Source organism: Microbacterium sp. bgisy207, from assembly GCF_965345035.1.
Taxonomy (GTDB): domain Bacteria; phylum Actinomycetota; class Actinomycetes; order Actinomycetales; family Microbacteriaceae; genus Microbacterium.
The window spans coordinates 226,156-239,194 of sequence record NZ_CBDRMG010000002.1 but is presented as its reverse complement, the minus strand read 5'-3'; the positions used below and the strand labels follow the sequence as shown (position 1 = coordinate 239,194).

Genomic DNA, 13,039 nt, shown 5'->3' with positions numbered 1-13,039 from the left:
CCCCGGCGCCCAGCCGGTCAGAGCCCCCCGCAGGGCGACTCTAGAATCGGGACATGGTCGAGTTGCCCCGAGAACTGCTTCCCGTCGACGGCCGGTTCGGTTGCGGACCCTCGAAAGTGCGGGGTGCGCAACTCGAAGCCCTCGTCACGCGCGGAGCGTCGCTGTTGGGAACCTCCCACCGCCAGGCACCGATCAAGAACCTCGTCGGGAGCACACGCGAGGGCCTCGCCGAACTGCTGCGCGCACCCGAGGGATACGAGGTGATCCTCGGCAACGGCGGCTCGACGGCGTTCTGGGACGCCGCAGCCTTCGGGCTGATCGAGCAGCGCAGCCAGCACCTCGCGTTCGGCGAGTTCGGCTCGAAGTTCGCTGCCGCAGCGAAAGCTCCCTGGCTGGACACGCCCGATATCCGCAAGACCGAACCCGGCACGAGGGGTGTCCCGGAGCCGGTCGACGGCGTCGATGTCTACGCGTGGCCGCACAACGAGACCTCGACGGGCGTGTCGGCGCCGATCTCTCGCGTCGCTGGGGGTCCCGGCGCGTTGACCGTCATCGATGCCACGAGCGCCGCTGGCGGCATCGATTTCGACGCTGCCGAGGCCGACGTCTACTACTTCGCCCCGCAGAAGAACCTGGGGTCCGACGGTGGGCTCTGGTACGCGCTCGTCTCCCCCGCGGCGATCGAGCGGATCGAGCGGATCGCCGCATCCGGCCGGTACATCCCGGAGTTCTTGAGCCTGAAGAACGCGATCGACAACTCGCGGCTGAATCAGACCCTCAACACACCGGCTGTCGCGACGCTCCTGATGCTGGACGAGCAGGTGCAGTGGATCCTCGACAACGGCGGGCTGTCCTGGGCGGGCGCCAAGACTGCGGCAACCTCGGCGGCCCTCTACGCGTGGGCCGAGGCGACGTCGTACACGACACCCTTCGTGACCGACCCCGCTGATCGGTCTCCCGTGGTCGTGACGATCGATTTCGACGACAGTGTGGATGCCGCTGCCATCGCGAAGAGCCTGCGCGAGAACGGCATCGTCGACACGGAGCCCTACCGCAAACTCGGTCGCAACCAGCTCCGCATCGCGACCTTCGTGTCGATCGATGAGTCAGATGTCCTCCGACTCATCTCGGCGATCGAGTACACGGCCGAACGGATCTAGTCTTCGCTGTCTTCGCCCTCGACGCCGTCTTCGCCCTCGGCGTCGTGGTCGTCGTCGCTGTCGTCGTCGTGCCCGGCGTCGTCCAGTTCGTCGATGTCGACCCCGTCGACGTCGCCGCTGTGCAGCAGGCGCGAGCCGTCCTCGTCGAAGTCCTCGACGTCGAGGTCGTCGAGATCGTCATCGTCCTCGACATCCGACTCGTCATCGGAGTCGGCCGCGTCGCCGGATTCTGCATCGGCAACGAGCGCAGCCTGCGCGGCCTGGTAGTCGGCCAGCCGCACCGCCCATGGCACCCACTCGGGCGCGAGCAGCGCGCCGTCGCCGGGCAACAGTTCGGCCTCGAGCACGGTCGGCTGCTCGTCGTCGACCCGAGCCACGCTCACCGTCCAGAACCATCCGGGATACCCGCGAAGGGTCGTCTCGAACCGCAGCGAGACCACGCCATCGGCTTCGACCGTGTAACCGGCTGCCGGGCCGACCGTGGCCGCGGGAGTGATCTCGTGCAGGGCCGCCAGGGCGAGGTCGTGCGCGGCCAGCAGCGCCGGATCAGGCGTCGAGCTCATCAGCCACCTTGCGCAGCACGGCGGCAACCTTCGCCCCGTGAGCACTGCTCGGGTAGCGACCACGACGCAGGTCCCCGCCGACGCCGTCGAGCAGCTTCACGAGATCCTCGATGATGATCGCCATGTCGTCGGCGGGCTTGCGCGAGCGCTTGGCGAGGCTGGCCGGCGCTTCGATCACCCGCACCGACAGTGCCTGCGGCCCACGCTTTCCATCAGCGATGCCGAACTCGAGGCGCGTGCCGGCCTTCACCGAGACCCCCGCGGGCAGCGCGGTGGCGTGAAGGAAGACATCCTGTCCTTCGTCAGAGGAGATGAAGCCGAAGCCCTTGTCCTCGTCGTAGAACCTGACCTTGCCGGTGGGCATGGAGAACCTCGTTCTTAACGGCGCCGCCGAGGGGCGGCAGAGCGACACAGGGACCGATCGATCCCCCGGTTAAGCCTAGAGCACCGCGACGGAGTAGTCTGAGGCGGATGAGCACGCGAAGCCCTGGCAGCGACCTCCCGGTCCGCACGATCGACCGCGTTCTCGCGTCGATGTCGCTCGGGCTGCTCGCACTGTCGGTCCTCTCCTTCTTCGCGATCCTCATCGGCTCTGCGTCGCAGGCCGATTTCAGCACCGGACTGTGGCCCGCGATAGGCATCATCGTCTACGTCGCTCCGATCCTCGCCTTCGCGATGCTGCTCACGGTGTTGATCATGACGTTCGTGCGAAGGGCGCGGGCGAACCGGGGCGAGTGAATGGCGGGTGATGAGCGTTCCCTCGCCACCTGGCTGGCATCGCTCGACGAGGACGCCCTCGCTGACCTCTTCCAGCGGCGCGGAGTCTCTCCCGCCGCACCGTGGCGCGACTTCTTCGACGCCGCAGAGGCCCTGCTCGAACCGGCATCCATCGATAAGGCCCTCGCGCGGCTCGACCGTGACGAACTAGCAGCGATCGCCGCTGCCCACCCGAGCCGAGCCGCGCCGGACGCCGCGGTGAGCTGGGGCCTCGTGCGGGCCGATGGTGCTCTCTACGGGCCCGTCGCCGAACGGGTTTCCGCGCTCCACGTCCACTCGCTCGGACCTACCGAGCCGGTCGGTGGGATCGCGGGCGCCGACACCGCGCCACGTGCCCCCGCTTCGGCTGCCGAGACCGCGAGCGCTGCCGAGCGGATCTTCACGGCATCCGCCTCGCTTGCGGACGTGCTTCTGGCCGCGTTGCACGTGCCGCTGACGCGGACGGGGGCTGGCGCCGTGAGCGCGGCGGATCGCAAGAGGCTCACCGAATCGGGCGCGATCGGGGCGCCGGAAGATCTCGACGATTTGATCGCCGGTGGCGAGGCGGCGCAGCTGCTCACCCCGATCGGCCGAGAGATCGTCGTCACCGCGGCGGGCGAGCAATGGCTCGATGGCGGTACTGTCGCGCGGTGGGTCACGATCGCCGAGGGTTTTCGCCGTCATCTCCCGGCCGGACTTCGCACACCACAGGGCGGAATGAGCGACACATCGCGCTGGCTCGGCGCCTATCCGCTCAGCCCGGAATGGCCCGCACGCGCCGCAGCACTACGTCGCACGGCACAACGGTGGGGAATTCTCGCGACCGACGGGACGCTTCCCCCGTGGTCACGCGGGCTCGCCGAAGGAACGCCCTTCGATACGGATGCGCTCCGCGACGCGCTCCCCGCCGAGATCGACCGCATCTACCTGCAGGCGGATCTCACGGCGGTCGCGCCCGGCCCCCTCGCCCCCCGGCTGGACCTGCGCCTTCGGAGGATCGCTCGGCGCGAGTCACGCGCTCAAGCCTCGACCTATCGCTTCACGGCGGAGTCGATCGGCGCCGGACTGACCGACGGTGAGACAGCGGAGACGATTCGGGAGTTCCTCCGCGAACTGTCGCTGACCGGCATCCCGCAGCCCCTCGACTACGTCATCGACACGACCGCGGCGCGCCACGGCTCCGTGACGGTCAGATCCGATCCGGGCAGCCCCAACACCGTCGTGGAGAGCACAGATCCGCACCTGCTCGACCTCGTCCTCGTCGATCAAGCCCTACGGCCGGTCGGGTTGGTGCGCCATGGCACCGTGCTGGTCAGCCGCGTCGGCCGGGATCATCTGTTCTGGGCTCTGGCCGATGCCCGGTACCCCGTCGTGGCTCTCGACGAGCACGGCGCACCCGAGTCGCTGCGGCGCCGCACCGCCGCTCCCTGTGCGGCCGACGCACGCGCGAGCGACACGTACGCGCGCCTCATCGGCGCACTCCGCTCAGCGAGCGGCGACGACGACACCGCGTGGCTCGAACGCGAACTCGAGCAAGCGGTGCGCACGAAGTCCGTCATCGTCGTGACGGCCCAGATCAGTCCCTCGGAGACGCGCACGTTCACCCTGGAGGCGACCGGCCTCGGGGGCGGTCGCCTGCGCGGCAAGGATCGGGGGGCGGACGTCGAGCGCACCCTCCCGATCTCCACCATCGTGAGCGTCTCGACGACCTGACCACCGTCCGCCCCGATGCCTCGCGGGTAGACTGGACCGCTATGGCTGACGGCCCCCTCATCGTTCAAAGCGACCGGACAGTGCTACTGGAAGTGGCGCATCCGGATGCCGAGTCCGCACGCCACGAGCTCGCGATCTTCGCCGAGCTCGAGCGCGCCCCCGAGCACATCCACACCTACCGGATCACCCGCCTGGGCCTGTGGAACGCGCGTGCCGCGGGGCACAGCGCCGACGACATGCTCAGCACCCTGGACCGCTGGACGCGCTTCCCCGTTCCGCCGTCGGTCGCGATCGACATCCGCGAGACGGTCGGGCGCTACGGCCGCCTGGTGATCGAGCGCGACACCGTACCCGGTATCGAGGAGCCGGCGCTCGTGCTGCGGTCCACAGATGCCGCCGTCCTGGCCGAGGTCACCAAGAACAAGCGCATCCAGCCGCTGCTGGTGGGGCATCCTTCCACCGACACGTACGTCATCGACGCGTGGGCACGGGGTCAGATCAAACAGGAACTGCTCAAGATCGGATGGCCCGCGGAAGACTTCGCCGGCTACACCCCGGGCACGCCGCATCCGATCGATCTTGCCGAACACGACTGGCACCTGCGGCCGTATCAGCGCCAGGCGGTGGATGCGTTCACCGATGGCGGCTCGGGGGTCGTGGTGCTTCCCTGTGGCGCCGGGAAGACCCTTGTCGGGGCCGGCGCGATGGCCGACACCAAGACCACGACGCTCATCCTCGTCACCAACACCGTGAGCGCGCGCCAGTGGCGCGACGAGCTGCTCAAGCGGACGAGCCTCACGCCGGAGGAGATCGGCGAGTACTCGGGTCAGGCCAAGGAGGTCAAGCCCATCACGATCGCGACGTACCAGATCCTCACCGCGAAGCGCAAAGGACAATACGCTCACCTCGCGCTGCTCGATGCGCTCGACTGGGGACTGATCGTCTACGACGAGGTGCACCTGCTCCCGGCGCCGGTGTTCAAGCTCACCGCTGACCTGCAAGCCCGCCGCAGACTGGGCCTGACCGCCACCCTCGTGCGCGAGGACGGCCGGGAGGGCGACGTGTTCAGCCTCATCGGCCCCAAGCGCTTCGACGCACCCTGGAAAGAGATCGAGTCGCAGGGCTTCATCTCACCCGCCGCCTGTTTCGAGGTGCGCGTGGACCTTCCGGCCGGAGAGCGACTCGAGTACGCGGCCGCGGCGGATGACGAACGTTACCGACTCGCCGCGACCGCGCCGGCCAAGATCGAGGTCGTGAAGGACCTCGTCGCCCGGCACGCCGGGGAGCAGATCCTCGTGATCGGACAGTACCTGGACCAGATCGACGAGATCGCACGGGCTCTGGGTGCCCCGCAGATCACAGGGGCGACGCCGGTGGATGAGCGCGAGGATCTCTATCGAGGCTTTCGGGAGGGCGAGATTTCGGTGCTCGTGGTCTCGAAGGTCGCGAACTTCTCGGTGGACCTGCCCGAGGCATCCGTCGCGATCCAGGTGTCGGGGTCGTTCGGTTCCCGGCAGGAGGAGGCCCAGCGACTCGGGCGCCTGCTACGCCCCAAGCAGTCGGGCAACACGGCGAGCTTCTATACGCTCATCGCCCGCGACACCGTCGATCAGGACTTCGCCCAGAACCGGCAGCGGTTCCTGGCCGAACAGGGCTACAGCTACACCATCCTGGATGCCGATCGACTCGCCGCCTGAGCAGCGAGAGCCGCCGATCCGCGCGTGAGAGGACCGCGAGCACTCCGGGAAGAATTCCCGACGTTTCAGGACGTGGACGCCGATGGCGGCGTCCCGTCTTTCACCCGAACCCGTGGGCGATCCGGAGCCGACGGCGAGGGTGTCCACCGAGCCTCCCACGCTGCGGGGCGCAGGTCGGGCGCAACCCAGGTCGCTCTCGCCTCCCGAGAGAAGAGCAGTGACCGACTCCAGAAACGCAAGAGATAGTCGCGCTCCCTCAGGTCAGAGGCGAGCACGCGACCACAGGATCCTGCACCTGTGTGCTCCAGACGATCGAACTCACCGCCCGGAGGAAGGCGAGGGTGATGGTGTGGTGGTAACCGCGGGTGTGGTCATTGACGCCGCCGTGGGCGACGTTGAATCGCTTGATGTGTTCGGGAAGGTCACGTTCCCAATTCCGCTCGGGGTAGTGCGTCAGCAGATACGTCGTCATGATCAGGTGCGCGCGGTGATCGAAGCGCTCTCCGGGTAGCGAGCAGTCGAGGAACCCTTCGCCGATCTCGACGATCTCGGCGAGCTCGGCCTCGGCGGGCATCCTCTCGGCGTCCATCACTCTCTCCCCTCCTGACTGTCGTTGGGCACCCAACGACGAGAGTAGCTGTACATTTGTACCCGTGTACATAGATAACATCGACGGGTCGCAGGTGAGGACGCCGTGAGCGAGGTCGTGACCCGGGTCCAAACCGGAGTCCGCATCGAAAAGCGCATCTTGAAGGTGGCGAAGGGAACCGCGGAGTACCTTGACATGAGTCTTGGCGACCTCTTGGAGGGGGTCCTGCTCCATGCGTTCGAGGGCACAGCTCCGTTCGGCGAGGAAACACTCGAGAAGATCCAGTCTCTGCGCGAAGTGTATGGCCTGACGCTGAGGGCAGCCGACGCGCACCGCCTGGTCGACACTGACAGGCCGCGACCTGCATCCTCATGACCGGAGGGGCGGGTTGCCGACGGCTCGCAGAATGCGCGTCGGCGATCGCAGCAAGGCGGGCGGATATCGACCTGGAACCTCGCGGGCAGCGGAGAGCGCCGACCCGAAAAGCACGGCGAGAACCGCCGATCCGCGCGATATCCAGCATCCGCACCAGCGACATCACGATAATGGGGGCATGAGCGCACCCCGCATCCTCGTCGTCGACGACGAGCCGAACATCCGCGACCTGCTGATGACGAGCCTCAAATTCGCCGGATACCAGGTGAAGGCCGTCGCCAACGGCGCGCAGACCATCTCGGCCGTCCTCGAAGAGGAACCCGACCTCATCCTGCTCGATGTCATGCTTCCCGACATGAACGGCTTCAGCGTCACCAAGCGCCTGCGCGGTGCGGGCTACACGGCGCCGATCCTGTTCCTGACGGCCAAGGACGAGACCGAGGACAAGATCACCGGCCTCAACGCCGGCGGCGACGACTACGTGACCAAACCGTTCAGCCTCGACGAGATCGTCGCTCGCATCCAGGCGATCCTGCGGCGCACGATGCAGACCGACGAGGAGTCGGTCATCCGTGCCGGCGAGCTGACGATGGACCAGGACACGCATGACGTGTCGGTAGGAGATGTCTCGATCGACCTGAGCCCCACGGAGTTCAAGCTGCTGCGCTACCTCATGCTCAACCCCAACCGCGTGCTGAGCAAGTCGCAGATCCTCGACCACGTGTGGGAGTACGACTTCAACGGCGACGCCGGCATCGTCGAGAGCTACATCTCGTACCTGCGCCGCAAGATCGACCCGCACTCGTCCGAGCCGCTGATCCAGACCAAGCGCGGGTTCGGCTACATGCTCAAGGCAGGCAAGTCGGCGTGAGGCATCCGTCGGGGACACCGTGACCGGGCGGGCCGAGAAGACCGACGCGGTCACCGGATGGTGGCGCAGCATCAGTCTGCGCGCGAAGGTGACCGGGGTCGCCGTGTCGATCCTGGCGCTGGGTCTGTTGGCGACGGGGATCGGAACCACCGTCTTCTTGCGCAGCCAGCTCCTCGCCAACGTCGACACGCAGGTCTCCCAGCTGGCCGGCGCGGGCGTCAGCGCGTTGTTCGACATCGACCTTCTCGCGGATCCGGCGTTCGTGCCCAAGAGCGAATCGGTTCCGACGGATTACTTCGTCGCGATCTACGACCAGGAAGGCGACTTCGTCGCGAGCGCCGGCGGGGGGCGGCAGCGCAACGAGCCCGACTTCCCGGCCGAGTATCTTCCGACGCAGAGCGCGCTGGCGCAGCAGCAAGAACCCTTCACCATCCCGGGCACGGCACCGGGGACCGAGTTCCGCGCCGCCTCCGCCCTCATCGAAGTGGAGGGAACGACGGTCTTCTACACGCAAATGATCGCCGTTCCTCTCGCCACGGTGACACAGACCCTCGCGACCTACCTCGGCATCTACAGCATCCTCTCGGTGATCACGATCGTGCTGGGAGCCGTGGCCATCCGACTGCTGGTCACTCTCGCGTTCCGCAGCCTCACCCAGGTCGAGAACACGGCGATGGAGATCGCCGCGGGAGACTTCGGTCAGCGCATGACCGACATCGCACCCGCGACCGAAGTGGGGCGCCTGAAGACCGCGATCAATGCGATGCTCGGACGCATCGACGCGGCGCTGGCTCAGCGGGACGCAACAGTGCGGCAGATGCGCCGTTTCGTCGGTGATGCCTCACACGAACTGCGCACGCCCCTGGTCACGGTGCGCGGGTACGCCGAGCTGTACCGGATGGGGGCGATCCGCACCGAAGAAGACGTGGCGCAGGCGATGGAGCGGATCGAGAAGGAAGCCGTCCGCATGGGGCTTCTCGTCGAAGACCTCCTCGCGCTGGCCCGGCTCGACGAACGTCGAGAGATCGAGTTCAGCCCCGTGGATCTGCGCCCGCTTGCTCGGGATGCCGCACTCGACGTTCGCGCGGCCTCACCGCAACGACCGGTCGCGGTGATCGACACCACGATCGTCGAACCCTCCGAAGTTGTCACGCCGCCGATCTCCACCGACACTCCCGAGACACCCAAGCGCCCCCGCTCCGCCTTCAGCCGTGCCGGCTCGATCCTGCTGCGTCGGCGGCCCCGGGACGGACGCGGTGCCGCACCCACGACCGAGCAGATCGTGATCGCGCCACTTGATCTCGGCCCCTCGTCCTCAGCGCCCGTGGCCCTGCCGCCGATCGTGCTCGGGGAGGAGAATCGCATCCGACAGGTGATCACGAACCTGATCGGGAACGCCCGTCGCTTCACGGCGGAAGACTCCCCGATCGAACTCCGCGTCGGCGTCGACGCCGCCGCACAGTCGGGCTGGATCGAGGTCGTCGACCACGGCGAGGGGGTGCCCGACCAGATCAAGGACAAGATCTTCCAGCGTTTCTGGCGTGCCGACACCTCTCGCACGCGCGAGACCGGCGGGTCGGGGCTGGGGCTGTCGATCGTCGCCTCGATCGTGGAGTCGCTCCACGGCTCGGTCCGCGTCCTGGACACGCCGGGCGGAGGGGCGACGTTCCGGGTGGGTTTCCCGCTGGCGCACCACCTGGACCCCGCCGAACACGCGTTCCTCGAGACGCAACCGCTGGAACGGCTCCCTGCAGACCTCCGGGACGACCCGACGAGCTGAGCCGGCACCGGGTCGGGGCTTCCTCCCCAGCATCCAAGAGCTGTCGCGGTGCCGCGGGAATCGACGCGTCGCCGCGGCAGACCCCCACCGGGCCGTAGCGTGTGGGCCACAGTCACGACATCGGGAGGTTCCTGTGGCCGTCTATTCCGTCGACAGCGACGCTGTTCTCGCCGCGACAGCCGGTGTGCGCGCAACCGCCGACCGCGTGCGAACCGAGACGCACGCAATGCTCGCCCAACTCACCGGCCTGCAGTCGCAGTGGACCGGCGCGGCATCCCTCGCCTTCGCGGGGGTCATCGATCAATGGCGCGCGGCCAATGCACAGGTCGAAGAAGCGCTCAGCGCCATCGGTGCGGCCCTCGAGACCGCGGGGCACCAGTACGCGGATGCCGAGCAGCTCACCCTCGGGTTGTTCCGCTGAGGCCGCTGGCAGCGGGCAGGATGCCGCGGGCCGCGCCACGAACGACCGAGGGCCCCTCCACGCGGGAGGGGCCCTCGGTGCGAAATGCAGCCGGACTCAGAAGTCCATGCCACCCGACGGGTCGGCGGGCATAGCCGGAGCCTTCTCGGGCTTGTCCGCGACAACCGCTTCGGTCGTCAGGAACAGACCCGCGATCGACGCCGCGTTCTGCAGCGCAGACCGCGTGACCTTGGCCGGGTCGATGATGCCCTGCGCGAAGAGGTCGCCGTACTCGCCGGTCGCGGCGTTGAGACCGTGACCTGCGGGCAGCTCCGAGACCTTGTTGGCCACGACGCCCGGCTCGAGACCGGCGTTCAGCGCGATCTGCTTGAGCGGCGCTTCGATCGCAACCTTCACGATGTTCGCACCGGTCGCCTCGTCACCGGTGAGCTCGAGACCCGCGAAGGCCTTCGTGCCCGCCTGGATGAGCGCGACGCCACCACCGGGGACGATGCCCTCCTCGACGGCAGCCTTCGCGTTGCGGACGGCGTCCTCGATGCGGTGCTTGCGCTCCTTGAGCTCGACCTCGGTCGCCGCGCCCGCCTTGATGACGGCCACGCCGCCGGCGAGCTTCGCCAGGCGCTCCTGCAGCTTCTCGCGGTCGTAGTCGCTGTCGGTGTTCTCGATCTCACGACGGATCTGGGTCACGCGACCCTCGATGAGCGCGGCGTCACCGGCACCCTCGATGATCGTGGTCTCGTCCTTCGTGATGATGACCTTGCGGGCACGGCCCAGCAGGTCGAGCGTCGCGTTCTCGAGCTTGAGGCCCACCTCCTCGGTGATGACCTGGCCGCCCGTGAGGATCGCGATGTCCTGCAGCTGCGCCTTGCGACGGTCGCCGAAGCCGGGAGCCTTGACGGCTGCCGACTTGAAGATACCGCGGATCTTGTTGAGCACGAGAGTCGCGAGAGCCTCACCCTCGACGTCCTCAGCGATGATCAGGAGCTCCTTGCCGTCCTGGATCACCTTGTCGACGATCGGCAGCAGGTCCTTGATGTTCGAGATCTTCTGGTTCGCGATCAGGATGTAGGGGTCCTCGAAGACCGCCTCCTGCCGCTCGGGGTCGGTCACGAAGTAGGGGTTGAGGTAACCCTTGTCGAAACGCATACCCTCGGTGAGCTCGAGCTCGGTGCCGAACGTGTTCGACTCCTCGACCGTCACGACACCTTCCTTGCCCACCTTGTCGATGGCCTCGGCGATGAGAGCGCCGATCTCGGTGTCAGCGGCGGAGATCGACGCGGTCGCGGCGATCTGCTCCTTCGACTCGACTTCCTTCGCACCGGCGAGCAGCTCGTCGGTGACTGCCTTGACGGCCTTCTCGATGCCCTTCTTGAGCGAGATGGGGTCAGCGCCGGCCGCGACGTTACGCAGACCTTCGCGCACGAGCGCCTGAGCCAGAACGGTAGCGGTCGTGGTGCCGTCGCCGGCGACATCGTCGGTCTTCTTGGCGACTTCCTTGACGAGTTCCGCACCGATCTTCTCGTACGGGTCTTCGAGCTCGATCTCCTTGGCGATCGAAACGCCGTCGTTCGTGATCGTGGGGGCGCCCCACTTCTTCTCGAGCACGACGTTGCGGCCGCGGGGGCCGAGCGTCACCTTCACGGCGTCAGCCAGAATGTTCAGGCCACGCTCGAGGCCGCGACGGGCCTCCTCGTCGAAAGCGATCATCTTTGCCATGTGTGTCGTCCCTCCCGGACGGGGCTAGGTCTTAGCACTCAGCGATACGGAGTGCTAACCCATTCTGGCACTCGACCATGGGGAGTGCAAGCCGCACGCGACGAAGACGACGAAGGGACGGATGCGGCAGCATCCGTCCCTTCACGAGACCTGTCGTGGGCGGATGCTAGACGACGCGCACGGACTCCGCCTGCGGGCCCTTCTGGCCCGTGCCGACGGTGAACTCGACTTTCTGGCCCTCTTCGAGAACACGGAAACCGGTCATGTCGATGTTCGAGTAGTGGACGAACACGTCTTGACCGTCATCGACAGTGATGAAGCCGTACCCCTTCTCGGCGTTGAACCACTTCACGGTGCCTTGGGCCATGCGTACTCCTGATGCTGGTGGGACACCGTCATCGTATGCACCGAGATCGCGCCGAAACCGCTGCCACGGGAAGTATTGACACGCGCGTCTTCACCTTGTTACGGCCCGGAAACACGGGGGCCGCGCGCGTCAGCCGGTGGGCTCCGGAGTGGGTGCGCCCGCAGCCGTGCGGTCGAGGCCGATCACGATCGTCAGCTGCTTCACGGCGCCCTCGTCGGCTTCTGTCGCCGGGTCGTCGGTGGGCTGGTAGATCGTGCTCTGCTGCACGGCGGCACCCCCGATCACGTCCGCAAGCCCGAGGGCGGCGGCAAGGTCGGCATCCGTCGCGTAGTACACGGTCGTCTCGGGGAAGTCATCGGTTCCCGCTTGACCTGCCAGGACCGTCTCCGGCACCCACCCTGCCGCGATGAGCTGATCCTTCATCTGGGTCGCGAGCCCCGTCTCGGGGGTGGCGTTGAGGATCAACACCGAATAGGAGGTGTCGACGACAGGATCGACCGTCACGGTCGGGGTGGGCTCGGGCGCCGCCTCGGGAAAGAGCACGATACGCCCCGCGACGACGAAGGTCGCAAAGATCCCGACAGCGATCAGGATGACGGTCGCCAGCGCCGCCCAGAAGAACACGACTCCCCCACGCATGTGAGGCTGCTCGGCGCGATGCGCGCCCACCCGTCCGACGTCCTCAGGCAGGTCGTCGAATCGATCGCGTGGGAACGGGGACTTCGGCATCAGACGATCGTACCGATGCCGCCGAGGGAAACCCTGCGCGTACCGGTCGCGGCGTCGCCACCGACCGAACCGGACCGTCCCCCTGCCCGACCACGATCGCGCAGGCGGCGAAGCCGTCCCATCAGCAGCGGGTCGTACGCTTGCGCGTCGACCGAGTCCAGCATCCGCACCAGCAGCTGGTAGTACCGCGCAGGCGACATCCCCAACGTCTGGCGAATCTGTTCCTCTTTCGCCCAGCCGCGCAGGCGGCACGACGATTCGAAGTCGAGAATCGCGCGTTCACGCTCGTTCAAGGGCACGGT

15 protein-coding genes are annotated in these 13,039 nt (G+C 67.4%); 8 read left to right on the top strand and 7 right to left on the bottom strand.

All coding sequences use genetic code 11. The annotated features are described in order from the left end of the window. The first annotated feature begins 53 nt into the window (after positions 1 to 53). Positions 54 to 1,160 (top strand): phosphoserine transaminase, encoded by a 1,107-nt coding sequence (gene serC, locus ACSGC5_RS02820; RefSeq protein WP_434969094.1) that lies wholly within the window; start codon positions 54 to 56, stop codon positions 1,158 to 1,160. Here the strand turns inward: serC and ACSGC5_RS02815 are convergent. Further along, a complete protein-coding gene (locus ACSGC5_RS02815; protein ID WP_434969093.1) occupies positions 1,157 to 1,723 on the bottom strand; it encodes a DUF3027 domain-containing protein in 567 nt (188 codons plus the stop codon). The two genes, serC and ACSGC5_RS02815, sit on opposite strands and share 4 nt — an antisense overlap. Beyond that, positions 1,707 to 2,087, bottom strand: a complete 381-nt coding sequence (locus tag ACSGC5_RS02810; RefSeq protein ID WP_434969092.1) for a cold-shock protein — start codon at positions 2,085 to 2,087, stop codon at positions 1,707 to 1,709. The genes ACSGC5_RS02815 and ACSGC5_RS02810 overlap by 17 nt, the downstream gene beginning before the upstream one ends. A 107-nt stretch (positions 2,088 to 2,194) precedes the next feature. Between ACSGC5_RS02810 and ACSGC5_RS02805 the strand changes: the two genes are divergently transcribed. Genes ACSGC5_RS02805 through ACSGC5_RS02795 form a run of 3 tightly spaced genes read left to right on the top strand, consistent with a single transcriptional unit; the run spans position 2,195 to position 5,889 of the window. Beyond that, complete coding sequence (locus ACSGC5_RS02805; protein WP_434969091.1) at positions 2,195 to 2,461, top strand: multidrug ABC transporter ATPase; 267 nt, start codon at positions 2,195 to 2,197, stop codon at positions 2,459 to 2,461. Next, on the top strand, positions 2,462 to 4,192 hold the full coding sequence (locus tag ACSGC5_RS02800) for a helicase-associated domain-containing protein (RefSeq protein ID WP_434969090.1): 1,731 nt from the start codon (positions 2,462 to 2,464) through the stop codon (positions 4,190 to 4,192). It begins immediately after the preceding gene. 41 nt (positions 4,193 to 4,233) lie between these two features. After that, positions 4,234 to 5,889, top strand: coding sequence for a DNA repair helicase XPB (locus ACSGC5_RS02795; protein WP_434969089.1), 1,656 nt, complete (start codon positions 4,234 to 4,236; stop codon positions 5,887 to 5,889). Positions 5,890 to 6,145: 256 nt separating this feature from the next. Here ACSGC5_RS02795 and ACSGC5_RS02790 read toward each other — a convergent pair whose 3' ends face one another. Beyond that, entirely contained in the window at positions 6,146 to 6,478 is a 333-nt protein-coding gene (locus ACSGC5_RS02790) for a hypothetical protein (protein ID WP_434969088.1), read from the bottom strand. Positions 6,479 to 6,583: 105 nt separating this feature from the next. Here ACSGC5_RS02790 and ACSGC5_RS02785 point away from each other — a divergent pair, with 105 nt between their 5' ends. From ACSGC5_RS02785 to ACSGC5_RS02770, 4 genes are all read left to right on the top strand, one after another. Then, positions 6,584 to 6,853: a hypothetical protein gene (locus ACSGC5_RS02785; RefSeq protein ID WP_434969087.1), complete on the top strand. Its 270-nt coding sequence runs from the start codon at positions 6,584 to 6,586 to the stop codon at positions 6,851 to 6,853. Between the two features lie 178 nt (positions 6,854 to 7,031). After that, a complete protein-coding gene (locus ACSGC5_RS02780) occupies positions 7,032 to 7,724 on the top strand; it encodes a response regulator transcription factor (RefSeq protein WP_434969086.1) in 693 nt (230 codons plus the stop codon). 19 nt (positions 7,725 to 7,743) lie between these two features. After that, positions 7,744 to 9,504, top strand: coding sequence for a sensor histidine kinase (locus ACSGC5_RS02775; protein ID WP_434969084.1), 1,761 nt, complete (start codon positions 7,744 to 7,746; stop codon positions 9,502 to 9,504). A 133-nt stretch (positions 9,505 to 9,637) separates the two neighbouring features. Further along, positions 9,638 to 9,925, top strand: a complete 288-nt coding sequence (locus ACSGC5_RS02770; protein WP_434969083.1) for a WXG100 family type VII secretion target — start codon at positions 9,638 to 9,640, stop codon at positions 9,923 to 9,925. Between the two features lie 96 nt (positions 9,926 to 10,021). Here ACSGC5_RS02770 and groL read toward each other — a convergent pair whose 3' ends face one another. The 4 genes from groL to ACSGC5_RS02750 all read right to left on the bottom strand — a co-directional run bounded on the left by groL (position 10,022) and on the right by ACSGC5_RS02750 (position 13,036). Next, positions 10,022 to 11,641, bottom strand: a complete 1,620-nt coding sequence (groL, locus tag ACSGC5_RS02765) for a chaperonin GroEL (protein WP_434969082.1) — start codon at positions 11,639 to 11,641, stop codon at positions 10,022 to 10,024. A 166-nt stretch (positions 11,642 to 11,807) separates the two neighbouring features. Next, positions 11,808 to 12,008 (bottom strand): cold-shock protein, encoded by a 201-nt coding sequence (locus tag ACSGC5_RS02760; RefSeq protein ID WP_228176859.1) that lies wholly within the window; start codon positions 12,006 to 12,008, stop codon positions 11,808 to 11,810. 129 nt (positions 12,009 to 12,137) lie between these two features. Next, positions 12,138 to 12,737 carry a LytR C-terminal domain-containing protein gene (locus ACSGC5_RS02755; RefSeq protein WP_434969081.1) on the bottom strand — a complete coding sequence of 200 codons (600 nt, stop codon included), beginning with the start codon at positions 12,735 to 12,737 and terminating at the stop codon, positions 12,138 to 12,140. Next, positions 12,737 to 13,036 carry a DUF3263 domain-containing protein gene (locus ACSGC5_RS02750; RefSeq protein WP_434969080.1) on the bottom strand — a complete coding sequence of 100 codons (300 nt, stop codon included), beginning with the start codon at positions 13,034 to 13,036 and terminating at the stop codon, positions 12,737 to 12,739. Before ACSGC5_RS02750 ends, ACSGC5_RS02755 begins: the two co-directional genes overlap by 1 nt. Positions 13,037 to 13,039 lie beyond the last annotated feature (3 nt).